General features: G+C 63.9%; 19 protein-coding genes. 5 read left to right on the top strand and 14 right to left on the bottom strand.

From position 1 onward, the window contains the following. Window positions 1-34: 34 nt before the first annotated feature. From murA to FDM28_RS16055, 14 genes are all read right to left on the bottom strand, one after another. On the bottom strand, window positions 35-1,315 hold the full coding sequence (gene murA / locus FDM28_RS16120) for a UDP-N-acetylglucosamine 1-carboxyvinyltransferase (RefSeq protein WP_138516978.1): 1,281 nt from the start codon (window positions 1,313-1,315) through the stop codon (window positions 35-37). Window positions 1,316-1,439: 124 nt separating this feature from the next. Further along, window positions 1,440-2,156, bottom strand: a complete 717-nt coding sequence (locus FDM28_RS16115; RefSeq protein ID WP_138516975.1) for an alpha/beta fold hydrolase — start codon at window positions 2,154-2,156, stop codon at window positions 1,440-1,442. A 100-nt stretch (window positions 2,157-2,256) separates the two neighbouring features. Then, window positions 2,257-3,663, bottom strand: coding sequence for a sensor histidine kinase (locus FDM28_RS16110; RefSeq protein ID WP_138516974.1), 1,407 nt, complete (start codon window positions 3,661-3,663; stop codon window positions 2,257-2,259). After that, on the bottom strand, window positions 3,660-4,376 hold the full coding sequence (locus tag FDM28_RS16105; RefSeq protein WP_138516972.1) for a response regulator transcription factor: 717 nt from the start codon (window positions 4,374-4,376) through the stop codon (window positions 3,660-3,662). The genes FDM28_RS16110 and FDM28_RS16105 overlap by 4 nt, the downstream gene beginning before the upstream one ends. Before the next feature lie 5 nt (window positions 4,377-4,381). Next, window positions 4,382-4,681 (bottom strand): hypothetical protein, encoded by a 300-nt coding sequence (locus tag FDM28_RS16100; RefSeq protein ID WP_138516970.1) that lies wholly within the window; start codon window positions 4,679-4,681, stop codon window positions 4,382-4,384. 5 nt (window positions 4,682-4,686) lie between these two features. Then, window positions 4,687-5,172: a Spy/CpxP family protein refolding chaperone gene (locus tag FDM28_RS16095; protein ID WP_138516968.1), complete on the bottom strand. Its 486-nt coding sequence runs from the start codon at window positions 5,170-5,172 to the stop codon at window positions 4,687-4,689. Window positions 5,173-5,282: 110 nt separating this feature from the next. After that, window positions 5,283-6,056, bottom strand: a complete 774-nt coding sequence (locus FDM28_RS16090) for a MipA/OmpV family protein (RefSeq protein ID WP_170211817.1) — start codon at window positions 6,054-6,056, stop codon at window positions 5,283-5,285. A gap of 130 nt (window positions 6,057-6,186) precedes the next feature. Beyond that, complete coding sequence (locus FDM28_RS16085) at window positions 6,187-12,687, bottom strand: excinuclease ABC subunit UvrA (protein WP_138516964.1); 6,501 nt, start codon at window positions 12,685-12,687, stop codon at window positions 6,187-6,189. A 46-nt stretch (window positions 12,688-12,733) separates the two neighbouring features. Then, a complete protein-coding gene (locus FDM28_RS16080; RefSeq protein WP_138516962.1) occupies window positions 12,734-13,228 on the bottom strand; it encodes a hypothetical protein in 495 nt (164 codons plus the stop codon). A gap of 84 nt (window positions 13,229-13,312) precedes the next feature. Then, window positions 13,313-13,501 carry a hypothetical protein gene (locus tag FDM28_RS16075; RefSeq protein WP_138516960.1) on the bottom strand — a complete coding sequence of 63 codons (189 nt, stop codon included), beginning with the start codon at window positions 13,499-13,501 and terminating at the stop codon, window positions 13,313-13,315. A gap of 96 nt (window positions 13,502-13,597) precedes the next feature. Continuing rightward, window positions 13,598-15,334, bottom strand: a complete 1,737-nt coding sequence (locus FDM28_RS16070; RefSeq protein WP_420853035.1) for an MFS transporter — start codon at window positions 15,332-15,334, stop codon at window positions 13,598-13,600. 171 nt (window positions 15,335-15,505) lie between these two features. Next, window positions 15,506-16,162, bottom strand: a complete 657-nt coding sequence (locus tag FDM28_RS16065; RefSeq protein WP_138516956.1) for a 2-hydroxychromene-2-carboxylate isomerase — start codon at window positions 16,160-16,162, stop codon at window positions 15,506-15,508. A gap of 37 nt (window positions 16,163-16,199) precedes the next feature. Further along, window positions 16,200-16,952: a YbaK/EbsC family protein gene (locus FDM28_RS16060; protein ID WP_240792050.1), complete on the bottom strand. Its 753-nt coding sequence runs from the start codon at window positions 16,950-16,952 to the stop codon at window positions 16,200-16,202. 25 nt (window positions 16,953-16,977) lie between these two features. Further along, window positions 16,978-17,886: a hydroxymethylglutaryl-CoA lyase gene (locus FDM28_RS16055; RefSeq protein ID WP_138516952.1), complete on the bottom strand. Its 909-nt coding sequence runs from the start codon at window positions 17,884-17,886 to the stop codon at window positions 16,978-16,980. 88 nt (window positions 17,887-17,974) lie between these two features. Between FDM28_RS16055 and FDM28_RS16050 the strand changes: the two genes are divergently transcribed. The 5 genes from FDM28_RS16050 to FDM28_RS16030 are packed head-to-tail and all read left to right on the top strand — an operon-like array spanning window position 17,975 to window position 22,517. Further along, a complete protein-coding gene (locus FDM28_RS16050; RefSeq protein WP_138516950.1) occupies window positions 17,975-18,748 on the top strand; it encodes an energy-coupling factor ABC transporter ATP-binding protein in 774 nt (257 codons plus the stop codon). A gap of 3 nt (window positions 18,749-18,751) precedes the next feature. Then, window positions 18,752-19,345 (top strand): energy-coupling factor transporter transmembrane component T family protein, encoded by a 594-nt coding sequence (locus FDM28_RS16045; RefSeq protein WP_138516948.1) that lies wholly within the window; start codon window positions 18,752-18,754, stop codon window positions 19,343-19,345. Window positions 19,346-19,378: 33 nt separating this feature from the next. Then, entirely contained in the window at window positions 19,379-19,945 is a 567-nt protein-coding gene (locus tag FDM28_RS16040; protein WP_138516946.1) for a biotin transporter BioY, read from the top strand. After that, window positions 19,945-21,363, top strand: a complete 1,419-nt coding sequence (locus FDM28_RS16035) for an AMP-binding protein (protein ID WP_138516940.1) — start codon at window positions 19,945-19,947, stop codon at window positions 21,361-21,363. The genes FDM28_RS16040 and FDM28_RS16035 overlap by 1 nt, the downstream gene beginning before the upstream one ends. Beyond that, window positions 21,342-22,517 (top strand): thiolase family protein, encoded by a 1,176-nt coding sequence (locus FDM28_RS16030; protein ID WP_138516937.1) that lies wholly within the window; start codon window positions 21,342-21,344, stop codon window positions 22,515-22,517. Before FDM28_RS16035 ends, FDM28_RS16030 begins: the two co-directional genes overlap by 22 nt. Window position 22,518: the final 1 nt, after the last annotated feature.

Here is a 22,518-nt window from a genome sequence, read left to right as displayed (position 1 = left end):
TATTTGATAGCAAGCACGCTTTCGCGTGTTGCCTTCAGTTGGGCTTGTGGGTAATGCGTGCGCCCAGGGCGAGCAGCTTTTCGTCCAGCTTTTCGTAGCCGCGCTGGATCATGTTGGCGTTCTGCACCGTGGACTTGCCGCTGGCGCACAGGGCAGCGCCCAAGAGGGCCATGCCGGCGCGGATGTCGGGGCTTGGCAAGGTGGTGCCGCGCAGGCGGCTCTTGCCGCTGATGACTACGCGGTGCGGGTCGCATACCACGGCGGCGGCGCCCATGCCGATGAGCTTGTCCACAAAATACAAGCGCGACTCAAACATCTTCTCGAAGAACAGCACATTGCCTTCCACCTGCGTGGCGAGCGTAATCATGCAGCTCATCTGGTCGGTGGCGAACTGGGGCCAGGGGCCGTCGCCAATCACCGGCATAGCGCCATCAAAGTCGCGGGTGACCTGCATGCGCTGGTTGCCGGACAGGAAGATATGCTTGTCGTGCAAATCAATCTTCACGCCCAGGGTCTCGAACACGCGGTGGCACATGCCGTAGGCATGCTTGTCGGTGCCCTCGACCGTGATTTCGCCACCGGTGGCAGCGGCCAGCGCCAGGTAGGACGCGGCCTCGATGTGGTCGTGGCACACGGTGTAAGTGGTGCCGTGCAGCGACTCCACGCCTTCCACGCTGAGCTGGTTGGTGCCGATGCCACTGATCTTGGCGCCCATGGCGTTGAGCAGGTGGGCCAGGTCTTGTACGTGCGGCTCGCAGGCGGCGTTGCGGATCAGGGTGTGACCCCGGCTCACGGCAGCAGCCATCAGGATGTGCTCGGTGCCGGTGACGGAGGGCTCGTCAAAAAACAGCTCGGCGCCGGTCAGCGGGCCGGGCATGGTGAAGTCGTACACGCCATTGATGCTCACCTTGGCGCCCAGCTTTTGCAGGCCGTAAAAGTGCGTGTCCAAGCGGCGGCGGCCGATGACGTCGCCCCCCGGCGGGAACAGGCGCGCAGAGCCGGTGCGGTGCAAGAGGCCGGCCACACACAGGATGGAGGTGCGCACCTTGTTGCACAGGGCCTGGCCGATTTCGCTGGTGCGCACGCTGGCCACATGGATGCTGACGCGCTCGCCGCTGCGTTCGACCTTGCCGCCGATCTCGACGATCACGTCCAGCATGTGGCGCACGTCGATGATGTCGGGCACGTTGTCGAGGATGACTTCCTGGTCCGTCAGGATGCAGGCCGCAATCATGGGCAGGATGGCGTTTTTGTTGCCGGAAGCGCGAATGGTGCCTCGCAGGGGCACGCCGCCTTCAATTTCAAATGTCGACATGGTGAGATTCAGTGTTGGGAGGCCGGGGTTTTCCGGCCGAGGGGGAGATTGTTACCGCTCCGGGCACCATTCATGTAACTTTGTGCTGTAACGGTTACAGGAACCGCGACGTAGTTGGCACTTTTCAGGCGGCCAGCCAGCGGGCGAAGGCGGTGTTGACGGCGTCGGGCTGCTCCAGGGTGGCCATGTGGCCGCAGTCCTCCAGCACCACCAGCTCGGCGCGCACTGCGTGCATGGCGTCCACCATGGCCTGGTGCTGCTCGGGCGGGCTCCAGGCGTCTTGCCGGCCGGTGAGCACCAGCGTCGGGCAGGTGATGCCGGCCAGCACCGGCGCGGCGTCGGGCCGGGTGAGCAGCGCGTTGATTTGCGCCGCAAACTGGGCGGGGCTGCTGCGCTCCAGCATGGCCAGTACTTGTTCGAACACCGGGCCGCCCACCACGGCGGGGTGCACCATGGGGCGCGCCCACATGGCGCCCATGGCCCGCATGCCGGCGCGCTGTGCGTGCGACAGCAGGGCCATGCGGCCGGCTTTTTCTTTGGCGCCGGCTTCGCCCTCTGCCAAGGGGTGCACGCCGGTGTCCAGCAAGGCCAGGCGCTCCACCCGCTCGGGGGCGAGGCGCATCACCTCCAGGGCCACGCGCCCGCCCATGCTGTGGCCGGCCAGGGCAAAAGTGGCGGGGGCCGCGGCCAGCACCTGCTGCGCCATGGCGGTGAGCGAGTCGGTCAGGCCCCAGTCCATCACCATGCAGTGGTGGGTGGCGGACAAGGCCTGCACCTGCGGCGCCCAGACAGCGGCGTCGCACATCAGGCCGGGAAGCAAAACGAGGTTTTTGGTGGTCAAATCAGGCTCCAGCGCTCGCAGAATATGCGCGAGCAGCTATCAAAAATATAGTGAATTCATGAGAGCGCCGGAGCAAAACTTGCCTGCCCGGCGATGCAGCTCACACTGTAGCGGCTGGCAGGTGGATTTCAATCGCCAAGCCCGGCTGGGCATTGCGTACAGCAAAGCTGCCGCCATGCGCCTGCGCCACCAGGCGGCACAGGTACAGGCCCAGCCCTACGCCGCCGCCCTCGCGGGTGCGGGCGGCATCGGGCCGGAAGAAAGACTGGCCCAAGTTCGGCAGCTGGTTTTCTTCGACACCGCGGCCGAAGTCGCGCACGGCGATCAGCAACTGCCTTTGGTCCCACTGCACCGTGATTTGCGGTGCCGCAGCCGCACCTGCGCTGTGGCGCAAGGCGTTGTCGAGCAGGTTGCGCACCAGCAGGCGGATGCGGATCGGATCCAGTTGCAGGCGGGGCAAGGCCGGGGGCAACTGCATGTCGATAGCGGGGCCAAACTCAGACTCTGCCGTGGCATGCGCGGTTTGCAGTTCGCACACCACGTCTTCCACCAGCGCGCGCACATCCACCGCCTCGCGGTGCAATGCGGCGTGCGGGCTGGCGAGGCGCTCGCTTTCCAGCAGATCGGTGACCAGGTCGCGCATGAGGGCCAAGTCACGCAAAAGGGCATCACGGCCGGGCTGCACATCCGCTGTCTCGGGCAGCAGCTCGGTGTTCAGGCGGGCGCGGGTGAGCGGGCTGCGCAGCTCGTGGCTGATGGCCAGCAGCAGCGTGCGTTTGGCCTCCAGCATCTGGTGAATGTCGGCGCCCATGGTGTTGATGGTGGCGGCCAGCTCACCCAGCTCGTCCGGGTGGTGCGAGCGGCGCACGGGAATAGCCTGCGCAAAGTCGCCCGCGCCAAAACGCAGGGCACCGGCGCGGATATCGTCCAACGGGCGCAGCAGCAGGCGCACGCGCACATACGCCAGCGTGGTGAGCACCAGCAAGCTGAACAAGGTGACCCAGCCGATGAAGCGGGGCCGGTCGTGCCAGGCCTGCACGCTCACCCCGAACTGGATGCGGTGGCCATCCGCCGTGGTGCGCACATAAAAACGGGGGCTCTCGGTGTCAGCCGGCCTGTCGTCCATCCAGCCATGGGGGTTGTCGGGCTGGTCGGGGTTGCTGCGCCAGTTGATCTGCGGGCCACTGATACGCACGCTCAACGGCAGGCGCTGGGTGATGGCGCGGGCGCGCTCAATGTCGGGCGGGTCGCCGATCTCTGCGGCCAGTTTGTCGATGTAGTCCGCTACCAGCGGCTTGGCTGCATCGCGCCAGCCGATGCCCAGGGCCGCTTGCATGCCGAACATGAAGGTGGTGGTCATGGCCAACGCCAGCAACACGAACATGCACATCAGGCGCACCCGCAGCGAGTGCGCCAGCGCGTGCTTGGCCTGGCGCTGCACGCGAATGCAGGCCTTGAACGCGGGCCAGCCCTGGCAGGCTCGCAACCACTGGGTGCCCGCGCTCATGGGGCGCTGCCTGCCGCAGGGGCCACCAAGGGCGCAAGTGCCAACGTGTATCCGGCATTGCGCAGGGTTTTGATGCAATCCAGCGGCTCCAGCTTCTTGCGCAGGCGGCTGACCACAATGTCTACCGCGCGGGTGTAGAGTTCGGCCTCATGGCCGCGCAGCTGGTTAAGGATGTCGTCGCGGCTGAACACCTTGCCCGGCGCTCGGGCCAGCAGTAGCAGCAAATCGAACTCGGTCCCGGTGAGGTCCACCGCCTCGCCACTGCGCTGCACGGTGCGAGTCGCCACGTCGATGCGCAGGCCCTGAAAGTGCAGCTGGTTGGGGTCGGCAGCCGCCGCTTTGGGCGCAGCGGGTGCGCGGCGGCGCAGCACGGTCTGTACACGGGCTACCAGCTCCCGCGGCTCGAAGGGTTTGGGCACATAGTCGTCAGCCCCCAGCTCCAGGCCCACCACGCGGTCCATCACCTCGCCGCGCGCGGTGAGCATGACGATGGGCAGGTCGCTGTCTTTGCGAATGGCGCGGCACAGGGCAAAGCCATCCATCTCGGGCAGCATCACATCCAGAATGGCCGCATCAATGCCGCCCTGCGCCAGCCGCGCCAGCCCGTCGCTGGGGCGCAGGCAGTGCTCCAGCGCCATGTCGAAGCGCGCAAAGTAGGCAGCCAGGGGGCCGCCGAGCTGGGTGTCGTCGTCGATGAGCAGAATGCGGTGCATGGGCGTCAGTGGGTTGCGGGCACATTGTCCCACCGGCTGCGGTGGCGTTGAATCAGAGCCCGCAGGCGGTCGCGCTCCGCATCGGCCAGCCGGTCAAACATGTCAGCGGCTTTTTGCACATCGTGCAGCACCTGCGGCACGTAGCCCGGGCGGCGTTCCAGCAGGCGCAGGGCGTGCTCCCGGTCAAAGCGCGGGCCCCACACCAGGGCCATGACTTCGGCGTGAGGCTCTTCATAGCCCTCCAGCACCACGGCCCCGTAGGCGCGCAGGGGTGCCGTAATGGCGCTCAGGGTTGCGGACGCCATGACGATCAACCCCGGCTGAACCAGCGACCGCGCCCATCCAGGTACTCGCGCACCTTCTGTTGCTGGGCGGGGTTCAGGCTGTTGTAGAAGTTGGCCATGGCAGCAATGACTTCGGGGCTCTTGGTCTGGATGGTGGCGGTTTTGTCGTTGATCAGGTTCTGGGCGCGGGCGGCGTCAAATTTGTCGCCTGCCACCAGTGCCTTCACTTCAGCACGCGGGTCTTGGGTCTGGCCTATCAGGGCCGCACGCTGCTCGAACATCTTGTCACCCACAACGGCCAGCAGCTTCTTCTGGTCGGCGTTCAGATCGAGTTTGTCCGCCACTTTGTCCACCACCTTATCGCGCTTGGACGCATATTGCTCGGCGCTCATGCTGGAGCCAAAGTCATGCGGGCGGTGGCCGCAGGCGGCGAGGCCACCGACCAGCACCAGGGCGGTCACGGCACCGATGAGCGTACGTTTGGCATGGCTGCGAAGGAAGAAGTTGGTCATCACGGCCTTTCTGAACCCTTTGCGGGTAGTTGGAAGATGACCGTGATGGTGCCGAAGTGCCCCTGACACAGGGTGTCAGGGCGGTTTCGCTTTGTTTCGGTTTATGTCGATCAGAAGGCGTAGTTGAGCGCCAGCAGTGCCGTGTTGGCGCTGGTCTTGCGCACCATGGGAGCATCCTTGGCATCGCCCAGTAACTGGGTATGGCGCAGCCCACCCGTCAACGACCACTGCGGGCTGATCAGATAGGTGAGCGACACCCGTGCGCTCACATCACGCATTCCGGCAGAGGGGGTGTACACCGCGTAGCCACTGGCCTGCGCCTGCTTGGCCGTTACGCCAAAGTAGGACTGCAGGTAGTCGGCATTGGCATAGGTCGCCGTAAGTTCGCTACCCAGGCGCCAGCTAGCTCCCAGGGCGTGGCCGTACTCCAGGCCCAGGTCCCAGAGCGCGCCCTTGCTGTCCACGCCGGAGCCTGCCCGCAGGCTGGTCTTGGCGGCAAAGCCGTTGCCCAGCACATACCGGGCAAAGCCTCCGACTTCCGCACTGGCATCCACATTCCCCAAACCGCGCAATGCACTGCTGCGGCTCTCTTCCCGCCCCATGTCCACGCCGAGTCTGACGCCGTACTGCAGGCCTTCGCCGGAGGACCACTGGCGCCCCACACCACTGACTCCGGCGAACCAGCCATTGGCCCAGGTGTAGTCCAGCGCTGGCAGCACCTGGGTGCGGGCTTCATCGGAGCCTTGGTATTCATAGCCACCCAAAGCCACCAGACCGACGCGGCCACCGTCTTTGGAAGCCTGTTGGGCGTGGGCGGAACCCATGAATGCGGCGCCGGCAACAGCCAGCACAGAAAGAGACGCAGCAGATACACGGAGATACATCACAAGAACTTTCAAAAAAATAAATGTCAATGGTGCGGGATGGCACGCAACCCAAGGTGTCATGACCGTATCGCTTTGTTTCGCTTTATTTCAGGCCTAGTGCCAGTCCGTCGCATCCTGGCTCTCGTCCTTACCGCGCCAGCACCGCCTCTAGCGCCTTGCCGGTGTGGGTACCCAACTTGACCACATCTTCCGGCGTGGTGGCCGCTACCACGCGGCCACCGCCGTTGCCGCCCTCAGGCCCAAGGTCGAGCACCCAGTCGGCTTCGGCAATCACATCGAGGTCGTGCTCAATCACCACCACACTGTGGCCGCCGTTCACCAGGCGGTGCAGCACATGGATGAGCTTTTCCACATCGGCCATATGCAGGCCCACGGTAGGTTCGTCCAGTACGTAGAGCGTGTGCGGCACCTTGTTGCCGCGCTTGCCCACGTCGTCGCGCACCTTGCTGAGTTCGGTGACCAACTTGATGCGCTGGGCCTCGCCGCCGCTAAGCGTTGGAGAAGGCTGGCCTAAAGTGAGGTAGCCCAAGCCCACGTCTTTCAGCAACTGCAATGGATGGGCGATGACGGGCATGGCCGCGAAGAAGTCGACCGCTTCGTCCACTTCCATTTGCAGCACATCGCCGATGTTTTTGCCCCGCCAGGTGACGGCCAGCGTTTCGGGGTTGAAGCGGGCGCCCTTGCAGGTTTCGCACACCACTTTCACATCCGGCAGGAAGCTCATGCCGATGGTGCGCATGCCCTGCCCTTCGCAGCTGGGGCAGCGGCCTTCGCCGGTGTTGAAGCTGAAGCGGTTGGACGCATAGCCGCGCGCCTTGGCTTCCAGCGTGTCGGCAAACAGTTTGCGGATGGTGTCCCAGAAGCCAATATAGGTCGCCGGGCAAGAGCGCGGTGTTTTGCCGATGGGCGTTTGGTCCACTTCGAGCACGCGGTCGATGGACTCGTAACCCGTCACACCTTCGCAGCCCAGCCAGTCGATTTTTTCACCGGCCTCCAAGGCATCGCGGCCCGCTTTGGTGCTGCGCTTTTGCACGGCGGTTTGCACGTTGGCCAGCAATACGTCGCGCGCCAGGGTGGACTTGCCGGAGCCACTAACGCCGGTGATGGCGACCAGGCGCTTGAGCGGCACATGGGCGGTAACGCTTTGCAGGTTGTGCATGGTGGCGTTGCTTACTGTGAGCCAGTCGATTTTCGGTTTGAATGCCTTCGCTTCTTCTGAGCCCGCCACAGGCAGCCCGACAGTGGGCTCCTCATACGCTCGCTTTGCGAGCTCCAAATCGTCGCCCCCTGCCGGGCTGCCCGTGGCTGCGATGGACATTTGGGCGGTGCGGCGGTCTGCCAGCGCGGCGTACTCGGCGGCTACTTTGGTGCGTTCTGCTAGCTCCGTGTTGGCGGCTGCGCTGTCCAGAATGCGTGCCGCCTCCACAGCGGCTTTCTGCGCTTTGGCACTGAGTTTCTTCGCAGGTTTACCCGCACCCGCGGTGGAGGTGCTTGCGCCGGAAGCCGATTTGGAGCTCGCAGCGCGAGCGTATGAGGCGCCCGGCGTAAGCGCCTCCGCCGCGTCCAGCACCAATGTCTCCGCAAACGAAACCATCCCCCGCCGCAGCGCCAAGGGATGCTTCATCGCATGCAACAGATACCGCCCGGTCTGCGATTCCGCAGCATTCTGCACATCGGCAATCGACCCCTGCGCCACCAGCCGCCCGCCGCGCTTGCCCGCACTCGGCCCGATGTCGATGATGTGGTCCGCATGGCGGATGGTGTCTTCGTCGTGCTCCACCACCACCAGCGTATTGCCCTTGTCGCTCAGGCTTTGCAAGGCACCCAACAGGATTTTGTTGTCGCGTGCGTGCAAGCCAATGGTCGGCTCGTCCAGAACGTAGCACACACCTTGCAGGTTGCTACCCAGCTGCGCAGCCAAACGGATGCGTTGCGCCTCGCCGCCACTCAGCGTGGGCGCGCCACGGTCCAACGTGAGGTAGCCCAAGCCCACCTCCTCCAAGAACTCGAGGCGGCTACGGATCTCGGGCACCAGATCGCGGGCGATGTCGGCCTCGCGGGTCGTCATGCCGCCGGCCACTTGCAGGGTCTGCACCCACTGGCGCACATCGGTCACGGAGAGGCGTGCAATGTCGGTAATGCCCACACCCGCAAACTTCACGTTGCGCGCCGTGGCATTCAAGCGCGTGCCACTGCAGGTGGGGCAGGCTTTGTCGTGGAGGTCTTCGATGTCGGCTTCGGCAAAGGTCTGCTCGCGGCCCTTGTTGTCGTCGTCCTTGACCGAGTCATCAAACACCTTGCGCTGCTCTTTGGTGAGCGCCACGCCCGTGCCCACGCAGTCCGGGCACCAGCCGTGTTTGCTGTTGTACGAGAACAAACGCGGGTCCAACTCGGCATACGAAGTCGCGCACACCGGGCAAGCGCGCTTGGTAGAAAACACCTGCACCTTGCCCACACCAGCCGCAGACTCGCCTGCGGCCATCACCTCACGCAAACTGCCAATATCGCTGAGCACATAGACCACACCCTTGCCGTGGGTGAGCGCGTCAGCCAGCGCAGTGCGCAGCGCGGACTCGTTGGCAGGCGTTACATCGAGGCTGGCCACGGGCAGCTCGATGTTGTGCTCCTTGAAACGATCAATCCGCGGGAAGCCACTGGTGGGCAGGAAGTTGCCGTCCACCCGCAGGTGCGTGAAACCCTTGGGCCGCGCCCAGTCGGCCAGCTCGGTGTACACGCCCTTGCGCCCCTGGACCAGCGGCGCCAGCAATCCAATGTGCTGACCACGGTAGTTCTTAAGCAACTGGGCCGCAATGCTGTCTGCCGACTGCGGCTCCACCGCCGCGCCGTCCTTAAAACAATGCTGGGTGCCCAGCTTCACGTACAACAAGCGCAGAAAGTGCCACACCTCAGTGGTGGTGCCCACCGTGGACTTGCGCCCCCCGCGCGAGAGGCGCTGCTCGATGGCCACCGTGGGCGGAATGCCATACACCGCATCAACCTCGGGGCGGCCAGCAGGTTGCACGATGGAGCGCGCATAGGCATTCAAGGATTCGAGGTAACGCCGCTGCCCTTCGTTGAACAGAATGTCAAACGCCAAGGTCGACTTACCGGACCCCGACACACCAGTCACCACACTGAATTTGCCTCGCGGAATATCCACAGACAGCGACTTGAGGTTGTGCTCTTTCGCATTCACGATACGAATGGAATTCGACGTGTCCGCCAGCAAAGGGCCGGAGGTGGATGGGCTTGCGCCCGAGGCCGATTTGCTACTCGCGAAGCGAGTTGATGAGGCTTCGGGCGCAAGTCCATCAGCCGCAGCGAACGAAGTGAAGGTGGCCGACGACTCCGCCACCTCATGCACCACACCCATGGCCGCTGCGTATTCCCGCAACGCCTTACCCGTGTGCGAAGTGGCATGCAGCAACAGGTCTTCCGGCGTACCGTAGGCCACCACCTGCCCGCCCGCATCGCCCCCCTCAGGCCCCAGATCGATCAGCCAATCAGACGCACGAATTACATCCAGGTTGTGCTCAATCACCACCAGCGAATGCCCGGCGTCCAGCAACTTGCGCAAGGCCCGCATCAGCTTGGCGATGTCTTCAAAGTGCAGTCCCGTGGTCGGCTCGTCCAGCATGAACAGCGAACCCTTGCGCGCCAGCAACTGCTTGCTCGCACTCGAACTCTTGGCCGCTTCGGCCAGAAAGCCTGCGAGCTTGAGGCGCTGCGCCTCGCCACCCGAGAGCGTAGGCACCGGCTGCCCCAGCTTCACATACTCCAACCCGACATCCACGATAGGTTGCAACACGCGAATGACTTCGCGGTCCGCACTAAACAAATCGGCAGCCTCACTCACCGTCAAGCCAAGCACATCAGCCACATTCACATTGCGGCCCTTGCGCTCAATCGTCACTTCCAGAATCTCGGGGCGGTAACGCTTGCCATCGCAGTCCGGGCAGCGCAAATACACGTCGCTCAGGAACTGCATTTCCACGTGTTCAAAACCCGAACCACCGCAAGTGGGGCAACGGCCATCACCACTGTTGAAGCTGAACTTGGCGGCGGTATAGCTGCGCTCCCTGGACAAGGCGGCGCCAGCAAACAACTCGCGGATCGCGTCCCACGCGCCGACGTAGCTCACCGGGTTGGATCGCGCCGTTTTACCAATGGGCGACTGGTCCACAAACACCATGTCGCTGAGCTGCTCCGCACCCAACAGGCTGGTGTGGGCGCCCGGTGTTTCGGTGGCTTTGCCGAAGTGACGCAACAAGGCGGGGGCCAGCACATCCTGAATCAGCGTGGACTTGCCGGAACCGGACACACCTGTCACGCAGACCAAACGCTGCAGCGGAATTTCCACCGAGACATTTTTGAGGTTGTGCTCGGTCACGCCCTCCAGAATCAGGCGCGGGTTGTTGGGTGCGACCATGCGCTTGAACCCCATGCCCACCTGCTTGCGACCGCCCAGGTAAGCGCCGGTCATGGTGTCTGCGCCCTTGAGGGCCTCGGTGGTGCCGTCAAACACGATCTGGCCGCCCTTCTCGCCCGGGCCGGGGCCCATGTCAATCATGCGGTCGGCCGCCAGCATCACGGCCGGGTCATGCTCCACCACCACCAGCGTATTGCCCGCATCGCGCAAGCGCTGCATGGCCACGATGATGCGGTTCATGTCACGCGGGTGCAGGCCGATGCTGGGCTCGTCCAGCACGAACAGGGTGTTCACCAACGAGGTGCCCAGCGCGGTAGTGAGGTTGATGCGCTGCACCTCACCGCCACTGAGGGTGCGGCTCTGGCGGTCCAGCGTGAGGTAGCCAATGCCTACATCGCACAGGTATTTGAGGCGGGTGCCGACCTCTTCAAACAAGAGCTTGAGGGTTTTGTGCTCGGCTTCAGATGCGGTGGGTGCGTTGGCGGCTTTCTCCGAGGGGGCCGCAGGCAGGGAAGCGCCGAGCTCCTCATGCATTTGCTGCGCAACTGCCAAATCGTCACCCGGCGCTTCCCTGCCTTCGGCTTCGCCATCAGTGGAGAGAACTACCGCAGACACCGCATCCGGCGCGGCATCTTCCGAACGCAACGCGGAGTCCGGGGTGCCGGCGGTGGCCGATTTGCTACTCGCAAAGCGAGTTGATGAGGCCACTGCCGGCACCCCGGACTCCGCCCCCCCAAAAATGCCCAAATCGGATTGCAGCGCATCAAAAAACCTCTTGAGTCGATCCAATGGCATCAGCATCAAATCGTGCAGCGACAAGCCGGGCAGCGCTTCCAGTTGCTCACGAGACCACTTCACGCCCTTAGGCATGAAGCGCTTGGTCGGGTCCAGCGCCATATCGGCCTGGTCCTTGGTGCCAATGCGCCAGAGCAGACTCTCGGTCTTCAGGCGCGAGCCATTGCAGGTCGGGCAAGTCGTGTAACTGCGGTACTTGGACAAGAGCACACGGATGTGCATCTTGTAAGCCTTGGTCTCCAGGTACTCAAAGAAGCGGTCCACACCGAACCAGTGCTGGTTCCACTTGCCGTTCCAGTTCGGTGAGCCCTTGAGCACCCAGTGCTTTTGCTCCTGGGTGAGCTTGTACCAAGGCGTGTCGCGCGGTATGCCGCTGGCCTCGGCGTGGCGCATCAGGTCGTCCTGGCACTCTTGCCAAGCCGGCGTCTGCATGGGCTTGACTGCGCCAGCGCGCAGGGTGAGTTTGTCGTTGGGGATGACCAAGCCATAGTCCACCCCGACCACGCGCCCGAACCCGCGGCAGGCATCGCAGGCGCCCACCGCCGAGTTGAAGCTGAACATGGACGCAATCGGGTCGGTGTAGCGGATATCGCTCTGCGGGCAATGCAGGCCCGTGGAGAAGCACCAAACCTCCGGGGCTGCGTTTGCTATGATTTCAGGAGCTGCTTGCGCATACTCCACCTGCGCCACCGCCTCTTTGGACACGTAAACATTCAAACGCCCGCTACCGCGCTTGAGCGAGGTCTCAATGGCTTCCAGGGCCCGCACTTTCTCCACACCCTCGATACGGAAGCGGTCGGCCACGACGTCCAACACCTTGCGCACGCCATTGACAGTCGACACCTCCCGCTCCGCCTGTACCCGGGTGAAGCCGCTAGCGCTCAGCCACTGGGTTACTTCATCCGGGGTGGCGTTGCCAGGCAGCTCGACCGGAAAGGTTAGCACCAAGCGGGGATTGCCTTCGGCCGCGGCGCGCTGCAGCAGCGTGCTGTAAATCGTCTCGGGGGTATCGTGCTGCACCGGAAGCGCGGTGTCTTTGTCAAACAGGCTACCCGCACGGGAAAACAGGAGCTTGAGGTGGTCGTTGAGCTCCGTCATCGTGCCCACGGTGGAGCGGCTGGAGCGCACCGGGTTGGTCTGGTCAATCGCAATCGCGGGGGGCACACCCTCCACCTTGTCCACCGCCGGTTTGTCCATGCGGTCCAGAAACTGGCGCGCATAGGCGCTGAAGGTCTCCACGTAGCGGCGCTGACCCTCGGCGTACAGCGTGTCGAACACCAGACTGGATTTACCCGAGCCGCTGGGCCCGGTAACCACGGTCAGCTCACCCGTGCGGATGTCCAGATCAAGGTTCTTGAGATTGTGCTGTCGCGCCCCGCGAATGCGGATGGTGCCCTGGGTCATGGTGAATGCTCTCTGCAGTGGGGAGAGACATTCTAGGCACGCTTGATTACCCTTTCAGGGCGCGCTCCAATTCGCGGCAGGCCTTGGCGCCTACGGCGTCTTGAATCTTGGGGAACAGCGTCAAAAGGTCGTCAAACCCGACGGCAGATTCCACCGACAGGTTCAGCATGAAACCGCGCAGCCCCAGACCTGCGGTGAGCTTGGTGGCGAGGGGTTTGGCATCGCTGTAGCGCTCTTGCGGTGTGCGGTTGCTAGGCGGTTCGGGCGGGGCAGCGGTTTGCTCCGCGTGCTCCACCAGCTCTGCAGAAGCCAGCCGCGCCACAGGTGCCGGTGCCTGGTCGAGCGCGGGGGCCAAAAAGCCCTGCTCCTGCATGTAATCCACATCGGCTTGGACCAGCCCCATGCCGGCGGTAGCAGCGAGCACCTGCGCTACGGTTTTCTGACCGTCAAACAGAATGAACGCCGAGCGCTGGCGAGCCGAAAACAAGGCCGACCGCTCTTTGAACGCTTTTTGTCCAACGTCTGTTTTTGTTAATTTCATGACGAAGATTTTAGGACCGCACCCCCGCCAGCGCAGAAGAAAGGGGGCCCTCAGGCCCCCTCGTTTTCCCTATTACGAAGCGAATTATTTGGCTTCGCTGGCCGCCGGTGCGGCGGGCGCAGCGGCAGAAGCCGGTGCAGCGGCAGCAGGAGCTTCGGTGTGTGTCGCGTCCCCGCCATGCTTCTCACCACTCATATCAATATCGCCACCCTTGCTCAGGATGAACAAGGCCAAGCCGGCAAACAACGCAAAACCCACAGCAATTTTCCACATACCATTTCTTTCAAAAAAAAAGCCCCCCGGAGCGGAGAGCCTGGAAATTGCCCCGACATTTTCAGCCGGGGCGTTAACTCACTTCACTCGCAAAAATCAGTCGTTGGCGTAGATGTCAACGTCTTTGGTTTCCTTGATGAACAGGCCACCGATCACCACGGTTGCACCCGCGATGATGATGGGGTACCACAAGCCGTTGTACATGTTACCGGTCTGCGCCACGATAGCGAATGCAGTGGTCGGCAACAAGCCACCGAACCAGCCGTTACCGATGTGGTAAGGCAAGCTCATGGAGGTGTAACGGATGCGGGTCGGGAACATTTCCACCAACATGGCAGCAATGGGGCCGTACACCATGGTCACCAGGATCACCAGGTAGGTGAGGATGATCACGACCTTGACCTTGTCGAACTTGGCCATGTCAGCCTTGGCGGGGTAGCCGGCAGCCTTCAACGCAGCACTCAGGTTAGCGCCGAGCAAGGTAGCACCAGCAGTCTTTTCGTTGCTCAGGTCAGCCACAGACTTCTTGGCAGCAGCAACCGCTTTCTCATCCACAGGGTTGGCTGCAGACACTTCAGCCAGCTTGGCTTCGGCCTTGGCCTTGGCAGCAGCGATGTCTTCAGGGCTGTACTTCACGTTCACCACGGTTTCGCCCACTTTGATCACTGCAGGTGTGCCAGCTGGCGCCACTGCGTTGTCATAGGAGACAGAAGCACCGGCCAGACGTTGCTTGGCAATGTCGCAGCTGGATGTGAACTTCTTGGTACCGGTTGGGTTGAACTGGAACGAGCACTCGGCAGGATCCGCAGTCACAGTGACCTTGGCAGCCTGTTGGGCAGCGTGCAGGTCTGGGTTGGCAGCCTTGGTCAGCGCTTCGAACACGGGGAAATAGGTCAAAGCACCCAACAAGCAGCCTGCCAAGATGATGGGCTTGCGGCCGATCTTGTCAGACAAAGAGCCGAACACGATGAAGAACGGGGTGCCGATGATCAGCGACATGGCCACCATGATGTTGGCGGTAGGGCCGTCCACTTTCAACGCTTGGGTCAAGAAGAACAAAGCGTAGAACTGGCCGGTGTACCAGACCACGGCTTGGCCGGCGGTCAAACCGATCAGGGCCAAGATCACGATCTTCAGATTTTTCCACTGGCCGAAAGACTCAGACAGAGGCGCCTTGGAGGTCTTGCCTTCTGCCTTCATCTTGGTGAAAGCAGGGGATTCGTTCATGCTCAAACGGATGTAGACGGACACGCCCAACAACAGGATGGAGACGATGAACGGAACACGCCAGCCCCACTCAGCGAAGGCGTCTTCACCGATCACGGTACGGGTACCCAAGATCACCATCAGCGACAGGAACAAGCCCAAGGTCGCTGTGGTCTGGATCCAGGCGGTGTAAGCGCCACGCTTACCTTGAGGAGCGTGCTCAGCCACGTAGGTAGCCGCACCACCGTACTCACCACCGAGCGCCAAGCCTTGCAACAAGCGCAGACCGATCAGGATGACGGGAGCCGCCACGCCGATGGAGGCGTAGTTAGGCAAGATACCCACGATGAACGTGGACAAGCCCATGATCAGGATGGTCACCAGGAAGGTGTACTTGCGGCCGATCATGTCGCCCAAACGACCGAACACCAGTGCGCCGAAGGGACGCACGATGAAGCCCGCAGCAAACGCCAACAACGCGAAGATGAAAGCCGAGCCTTCATCCAAACCGCTGAAGAACTGCTTGGCAATGATGGCTGCCAAAGAACCGTACAGGTAAAAGTCGTACCACTCGAAAACAGTGCCGAGTGAGGAAGCGAAGATAACTTTCTTCTCTTCCGCAGACATCGGCCGTGGGGCTGCGTTTGCCATGTGTGTCTCCATTCATTATGTTCAGCCCTCGACATGAAGGCTTGAACGTATTCTTGGAGTCCCCACTGACCCTGCTCTGACGCGGAACTGACTCGTCTCTGACAGATTAAGGTCTAACCCTGCGAGGCGCTTTCACATGATGACAAATCAGGGCTTTCGCAAGGGTATTCCCGAGGGCAGGGTTTGCACTGCATTCCAGCGCATGTCAGCGTCGTGGTCCGTAAACCAGGCATCACCTTCCAGACAGGCGCGCAGCATGGGCAAGGCATCCAGACCCCAAAACACCTTGCCATCCACTTCAAAGCTCGGCACGCCGAACACCCCCTGCGCAATCGCCTCATCGCTGTGGGCCTTGAGCTGGGCTTTGACGCTGTCATCACCGGGGTTACGGCCGGGCGCCAGCGATGTCGTCACGGCGTGAAGGCGGGCGGCATCCGCGGCATCTGCCCCACCCTGCCACACATGCTGGAACAGGGTCTCGCACACATAGCGGTTGGGCAGACCTTCACTCTGGGTCGCAATGGCCAGCCGCAGCAGCCCCAGCGGGTTGAAGGGGTGCGTGGCCGGAAACTCCAGCGCCACGCCCTGGCGCTGCGCCAGCCACTGCACATGGCGGTAAATCCAATGGCGCTTGGGCGGCACCTCAGCCGGGCCCAGCACCGCGTTGTGCTTGAGCAAGCCGCCCAGAAACACCGGCTTGTAGCGCACGCTGTAGCTCAGGCCCTGCAAGGCACGCGGCAACTCCTCAAACGCCAGATAGGCATAGGGGGAGATGAAATCCAGATAAAAAGTGATTTGCTTCATGCGGGCTCCGGGGAAAAGGCGGCTCTATCCGGCGGCGTCAGGCAAAGGCCCCGGGGTGCGTCTGGCGCAGGCGCTCGGTAATCTGCCCCCACATGACCTTCTTGGCGGCGTCATCGCTGCGCCCCCATTCACGGATGTCTTCGATGGTGCGAAAGCAGCCTTCGCACAGGCCGCTGCCCGTGTCCATGCGGCACACATTCACGCAAGGGCTTGGAATGTTTTCGGCCATAGCGCCCACCGATACTGCGCGAGCAGCTAGCGTTTTGATAGCATTCTCGCGAGCCAGCGCGTCCAGGGCATTTTCATCCGCAGGCGCCTCCACCACATCCGCCACAGGCGCGCCCGTCAGCGCCACCAGGTCTTGCGGCTGCAGTTGGAACACGCCATGCGGGTGCCCCGCCGCCGCCCACACCTGCTCAAAGCGGAAGAGTTCGCGGTCAATCAGCGTGACGCCCGGCATGGCATGCGCCACCGGGCTCACCCCGCCAATTGAGAAGCCGGTGCGCTCCTTCACAAAAGCCGCATTGGCGCGCGCCAGGGGGCCCACGAGTGCTGCGACCTTGGCTTCGTCCACACGCCGGTCACCGGAGGTCACCACCAGCACTGCGGCCTCGTCGGCCACCCGCTTGAAGATGATGCTCTTGGCAATCTGCCCCACGGCCACGCCCAGTGCGTCTGCGGCCTGCTGGGCGGTGCGTGCAGCGCCATCGAGCATCACGGGGCCATGGGGATGGTTATTAGCTTGCAACGCGGCAGCTACGCGCTGCACGCCTTCGGGTAATTCAGTCAATTCAGCTCCACACATTTTTTTGCAATCAACCCAAGCGTTTCGTCAGCAGCGCATTGGCAGCCCGCGAATGCGGCTTGCGGCCCAAAAAGTCGCTGATGAACTGGCCGGCGTCGATCAATTTGTCGAGATCAATCCCCGTTTCGATGCCCATGCCGTGCAGCATGTAGACCACGTCTTCGGTTGCCACGTTGCCGGTAGCTCCTTTGGCATAGGGGCAGCCGCCCAGACCGGCCACCGAGGTGTCAAAGTGCCAGATGCCCATTTCCAGCGTGGCCAGGGTATTGGCCAGCGCCATGCCGTAGGTATCGTGAAAATGGCCGGACACCTGGTCCACGCCGTAATACTGCAAGGTAGCCTCCAGAGCGCGCTGCACTTTGACCGGCGTGCCCACGCCGATGGTGTCCGCCACCCCCACATGCTCCACGCCGATATCGCGCATCAGCCGCGCGACCAGCGCCACGCGCTCCGGCGCAATGTCGCCCTCATAGGGGCACCCCACCGCGCAAGAGATGGCACCGCGCACCGCAATGCCCGCCGCCTTGGCCGCCTCTGCCACCGGGCGGAAGCGCTCAATGCTTTCTTCGATAGAGCAATTGATGTTTTTCTGGCTGAACGCCTCGCTGGCCGCGCCGAAGACCACGATTTCGTCGGGCTGCGTCAATGCCGCTGCCTCGTAGCCTTTCATATTGGGTGTCAACACCGAGTAACGCACGCCCGCACGGCGTTGCACCCCGGCCATGACCTCGGCGTTATCGCCCATCTGCGGCACCCACTTCGGGGAAACAAAGCTGGTGACTTCAATCTCTTTCAGGCCGGCATCCTGCAGGCGGTGCACCAACTCCACCTTGATGGCGGCCGGCACGGGTTGCTTTTCGTTTTGCAGCCCGTCACGCGGGCCGACGTCGACAATCTTGACGCGGGAAGGAGTGTTCATAAAGCGTGCTCGCAAGTTCAAACGCAGAGCTTCGTATTAAACCGCGAACCCGCAAGCCCCACAGGAGGGCAGTGGTAGGGGCAGCGATATGGGCGTTGTTATAGTGGCAGGCTTTTCCCGGGGCACCTGCCCGGACTCCTATGAGGCGCCCGTTTTGCTAAGCATCTCCAACGCCGGCCTGACACGGGGCACCACCCCGGTGTTTGACGGCCTGACCCTGCAACTGCATGAGCCGCGCATCGGGCTCATCGGCGACAACGGCGCCGGCAAAAGCAGCCTGTTTCGCATGGCCTGCGGGCTGGAGGCTCCGCACACCGGCGCCGTCACTGTGCAAGGCCTGCCGGCATTCCGCATCAACGCACAGCGCCCCAACCTCGTGGGCATGATGTTTCAGAACCCCGACGACCAGATCGTATTTCCCACTGTGCAAGAGGAACTTGCGCTGGGGCTGACCGCCACCGGCATGCCGCGTCGCGATGCCATTGCGCAAGCGCGCGTGTTTCTGGCAAGCCGGGGCCTGGATGCCTGGGCAGAGCGCGCCATCAGCAGCCTGAGCCAAGGGCAACGCCAGCATGTGTGCTGGCTGGCCATTCTGCTCAGCCAACCCGCGCTCATCCTGATGGACGAGCCCTTTGCCAGCCTGGACCTGCCGGGCCAGGCCCTGCTGCACGACGACATGGCCAGAGCGCCGCAGCACATCATCGTCTCCACCCACGTGCTGGAGCACCTGCGCGGCTTTGACCGGGTGATCTGGCTGGACCAAGGCCGGGTGCGTGCCGATGGCCCTGCCGATGCCGTGTGTGCGGCCTACCGCGCAGACGTTGCCGCCCGCATCGCCAACCGCACGGCAGCCCCCCGCTGAGCCATGGGCAGCCTTTACAGCGAACACCGCACCTGGCTGCACAAGGTGCCAGCCGGCTGGAAGCTGGGCCTACTGGTGCTGCTGAGCACCGGCATATTCTGGATCAGCGCCCCCGCTTGGCTGGGCTTGGCCTGCGCCCTCTGCACCGGCCTGTACCTGTCACTCGGCAAGGCCATGGCGCAGGGCCGCAGGCTGCTGCGTGCACTACTGATTGCGGCCGCGCTGGTGCTGGCCTTCCACGCCGTGATGCAGCAACCCCTGATCGGCGTGGTGAGTGTGCTGCGCATGGTGGGCGCCTCGCTGCTGAGCATGGCCCTGACCCTGACCACCCGCAGCAGCGAGTTGCAAGACGTGCTGGAGCGGCTGCTCACCCCCTTGCAGCGCCTGGGCGTGCGCACCGACCGCTTTGCCCTGCAAGTGGCCTTGATGCTGCGATTCATTGAGCATTTCTTTGTGGTGTGGAAGCGGCTGGACGACTCCCACCGCCTGCGCACCGGTAAAGGCGGAGGCTTCAAATTGCTGGCGCCCTTGACCATCCAGATGCTGCAAACCGCGCGCCGCGTAGCCGATACACTCGACGTCCGCTTGGGCGAGTAAGCCCCTTCCTCTATAACAAGAAAGTCAGAGACCATGCAACGCAACCACTCTTTCGCACTCGTTTCCCTGTTTGCCGCCCTGATGGCGGTGTTGGGCCTGATCCCCAAAATTGACCTGCCTCTGGGCGTGCCCATCACCCTGCAAACGCTAGGCGTGATGCTGGCGGGCTGCCTGCTGGGGCCTCGCCTCGCCGTGCAGGCCTTGCTGCTGTTTCTGGCGGCCGTGGCCATCGGCCTGCCCTTGCTATCCGGTGGACGCGGCGGTTTTGGCGTGTTCATGACACCCTCTGCTGGCTACCTGCTGGCTTGGCCGTTGGGCGCCTTCGTCACCGGCCTGGTCATGCACACCATGCCCGCCGGCTCCCCCCACCGCGTGGCGCTGAGTGCCTTTGTGGCCTCGGCGCTGGGCGGTCTGCTGGTGATCCACGCTTGCGGTGTGGTCGGCCTGATGAAGATTGCCGGCATGAGCCTCACCCAAGCCCTGATCGGCACCAGCGCCTTTGTACCCGGTGACCTGATCAAGTGCGTGCTCACCGCCGTGGTGTGCCATACCGTGGCGCGCGGCCTGCCCGACTGGAAGTTCGGCAAACAAGGCGCCTGATGCCCACAGCCGCCCCGGAGCTGGTGCATAGCCGGCTGGACCACTGGGCCCACGACCGGGGCGCCGCCTTGGCCATCCAGAGTGAGGCCGGCAACCTCACTTTTGAAGCACTCGCCCAGCAAGTGCGGGCCCATGCCCAGGCCCTGCATGCAGCACGGGCACCGGCCACCGTGCTGCTGGATGCGCACCAGACCCTGCTGCAACGCCTGGTCGCTTTTTTGGGCACCATCACCAGTGGCCGCTGCGCCGCGGTCAGTGACCCGGCGTGGCCCCCTCAGGTGCTGGACGCCGTGCAGGCCACGCTGTCCCGCGCCCCTTGCGACAGCGCGCCCCCCACACCCCTGAGCCCGTTTTACACCGGCTTCACCTCCGGCAGCACCGGCCTGCCCAAAGGCTTCCGGCGGCACCACCGCTCCTGGACGGAGAGCTTTGACGTGTGCCTGCGCACCTTCGGAGAAGCGGCTTCGGCGCGCATTCTTGCGCCCGGGCGCGACTCGCACTCCCTGTTTCTGTTCGGCATGCTACTGGGCCTGTGGACGGGTGCCGGCGTGGTGGTGCAAGAGCAGTTTTCGGCGCCCGCCGCACTGGGCACCCTGGCATCCGGGCAAACGCCTTGCCTGGTGGCCGTACCCAGCCAGCTGTTGCTCATGCTGGAGTGGGCCCAGCACCGCCAATTGCCTCCGGTGCGTGGCGTGCGCCTCATCCTGATCAGCGGCGCACGCTGGTCGCGCAGCCGCACGCCGGAGTTGCAGGCGCTGTTTCCAGACGCACGCATCATCGAGTTTTATGGCGCTTCTGAAACCAGCTTCATCGCCTGGACCGAATCGCACCCCGACCTGCCAGATGCGATGGTAGGGCAGCCGTTTGACACCGTGGACCTGGAGGTACGTGGCGCCACGCCCGACAGCCCGGACGGACTGATTTTTGTGCGCAGCCCCATGGTGTTCATGGATTACGTGGGCGCCCCCCACGACCACACCGCCGCGCTGCGCGATGGCGACTGGGTTTGCGTGCGCGACCTCGGGCACCAAGACGCCCAAGGCCGCTTGTGGGTCGCCGGCCGTGAGAGCCGCATGCTGGTCACCAAGGCCAAAAAGCTGTTTCCCGAAGAGCTGGAGGCCGTGCTCGAAGCGCACCCGGCCGTCGCACGGGCATCCGTGCACGGGGTACCGGATGCCCAGCGGGGTGTACACATCGTCGCCATCCTTCAATGGGCCGCCCCCTCCGGGCACCCGTCCTTGCAGGCGCTGCAAGACTGGTGCCGCGCACGGCTGGAGGCCTTCAAGGTGCCGCGCCAGATCTGGGTCCACCCCCACTGGGTCTGGACCGCCAGCGGCAAGACAGACCACCCTGCGCTGGGCCGGGCCCTGATTGCGCACGCCCAAGAGACCTCGCCATGCCTGACCGCCCTGCACTGATCGCCGCATGGGCCCGCAGCGCGATAGCCCCGCATGGCGGTGCATTCCGGGCACTGCATGTCCACGATATCGGGGCCCCTGTGTTGCACGCCCTGCTGCAGCGCGCTGGCCTGCAAGCCGGCGATGTGGATGCCGTGGTCCTGGGTAACGCCTTGGGCGCTGGCGGCAACCCGGCACGCATGGTGGCGTTGGCGGCCGGCTTGCCGGACCGCTGCGCAGCCTACTCGGTGGACACCCAATGCTGCGCCGGGCTGGACGCCGTCGCCATGGCTGCAGGCCTGCTCGCCAGCGGGCAAGCGCAGGTGGTGGTGGCCGGTGGCGTCGAAGCCTGGAGCCGCGCGCCCATCCGCCAACACCGCCCACTGACCCTTGACGAAGCACCGGTGGCGTATGAACGCCCCGCATTCGCCCCCGACCCGGCGCGCGACCCCGACTTGCTGCAAGCTGCTGCCGACTACGCAGCCGCACACCAGATCAGCCGGGCACAACAAGATGCCTACGCCCTGCACAGCCACACGCAGGCGCTGGCCCAGCGCGATGCATTGGCCGGCGAGATCGTGCCCATTGCAGGGCTGCAGCACGATGCCTACCCGCGCGCCCTGCGCCCTGCCATGGCGGCAAGGCTGCCAGTGCAAGCGGTAGGCGCAGCGGGCGATACAGCGGCAACGCCTGTGGGCTGCGCCGTGAGCACGCTGGCCATTTCGACCCGCGCCGATGGTGCGGGCATGGTGCTGATGATGACGGAAGCGGCAGCCCGCCAACGGGGCATTCGCCCGGTGGCGCAATGGCAGGCCAGTGCGTCGGTGGGCAGCGACCCGGCCATGCCCTTGCTCGCGGCAGAGGCAGCCACGCGGGCCGTGCTGCAACGCGCCGGAGGGCTAGCCCTGCAGGCCTGCGAGGTGGTGGAGCTGCACGACGCGTTTGCCGTGCAAGGCTTGGCGTTTTGTGAGGCGCTGCATCTCGATGTCACCCGCCTCAATCGCCGGGGCGGCGGCATCGCGCGGGGGCACCCCATCGGGGCTTCCGGCGCCATTGCGCTGGTGCGCGTCTTGGCGGATTTGCAGCAGCTCGGGCGCGCGGGTGCACGGGGCCTGGCCGCCATCGCCGGCGCGGGAGGCATAGGTGCCGCCACGCTGGTGCGGTGGCGTGCTTAGG

The organism is Rhodoferax bucti, from assembly GCF_005876985.1.
Classification (GTDB): Bacteria; Pseudomonadota; Gammaproteobacteria; order Burkholderiales; family Burkholderiaceae_C; genus Allorhodoferax; species Allorhodoferax bucti.
Note: the sequence above shows the minus strand (reverse complement) of the source record. Positions and strands in the feature narration are given on the sequence as shown.

What these genes read in the sequence shown, in the direction of transcription:
- murA (WP_138516978.1), bottom strand. Translation starts at nt 1,315, where the DNA reads ATGTCGACATTTGAAATTGAAGGCGGCGTGCCCCTGCGAGGCACCATT.
- FDM28_RS16110 (WP_138516974.1), bottom strand. Translation starts at nt 3,663, where the DNA reads ATGAGCGCGGGCACCCAGTGGTTGCGAGCCTGCCAGGGCTGGCCCGCG.
- FDM28_RS16105 (WP_138516972.1), bottom strand. Translation starts at nt 4,376, where the DNA reads ATGCACCGCATTCTGCTCATCGACGACGACACCCAGCTCGGCGGCCCC.
- FDM28_RS16100 (WP_138516970.1), bottom strand. Translation starts at nt 4,681, where the DNA reads ATGGCGTCCGCAACCCTGAGCGCCATTACGGCACCCCTGCGCGCCTAC.
- FDM28_RS16095 (WP_138516968.1), bottom strand. Translation starts at nt 5,172, where the DNA reads ATGACCAACTTCTTCCTTCGCAGCCATGCCAAACGTACGCTCATCGGT.
- FDM28_RS16090 (WP_170211817.1), bottom strand. Translation starts at nt 6,056, where the DNA reads ATGTATCTCCGTGTATCTGCTGCGTCTCTTTCTGTGCTGGCTGTTGCC.
- FDM28_RS16085 (WP_138516964.1), bottom strand. Translation starts at nt 12,687, where the DNA reads ATGACCCAGGGCACCATCCGCATTCGCGGGGCGCGACAGCACAATCTC.
- FDM28_RS16080 (WP_138516962.1), bottom strand. Translation starts at nt 13,228, where the DNA reads ATGAAATTAACAAAAACAGACGTTGGACAAAAAGCGTTCAAAGAGCGG.
- FDM28_RS16075 (WP_138516960.1), bottom strand. Translation starts at nt 13,501, where the DNA reads ATGTGGAAAATTGCTGTGGGTTTTGCGTTGTTTGCCGGCTTGGCCTTG.
- FDM28_RS16070 (WP_420853035.1), bottom strand. Translation starts at nt 15,334, where the DNA reads ATGTCTGCGGAAGAGAAGAAAGTTATCTTCGCTTCCTCACTCGGCACT.
- FDM28_RS16065 (WP_138516956.1), bottom strand. Translation starts at nt 16,162, where the DNA reads ATGAAGCAAATCACTTTTTATCTGGATTTCATCTCCCCCTATGCCTAT.
- FDM28_RS16055 (WP_138516952.1), bottom strand. Translation starts at nt 17,886, where the DNA reads ATGAACACTCCTTCCCGCGTCAAGATTGTCGACGTCGGCCCGCGTGAC.
- FDM28_RS16050 (WP_138516950.1), top strand. Translation starts at nt 17,975, where the DNA reads ATGGGCGTTGTTATAGTGGCAGGCTTTTCCCGGGGCACCTGCCCGGAC.
- FDM28_RS16045 (WP_138516948.1), top strand. Translation starts at nt 18,752, where the DNA reads ATGGGCAGCCTTTACAGCGAACACCGCACCTGGCTGCACAAGGTGCCA.
- FDM28_RS16040 (WP_138516946.1), top strand. Translation starts at nt 19,379, where the DNA reads ATGCAACGCAACCACTCTTTCGCACTCGTTTCCCTGTTTGCCGCCCTG.
- FDM28_RS16035 (WP_138516940.1), top strand. Translation starts at nt 19,945, where the DNA reads ATGCCCACAGCCGCCCCGGAGCTGGTGCATAGCCGGCTGGACCACTGG.
- FDM28_RS16030 (WP_138516937.1), top strand. Translation starts at nt 21,342, where the DNA reads ATGCCTGACCGCCCTGCACTGATCGCCGCATGGGCCCGCAGCGCGATA.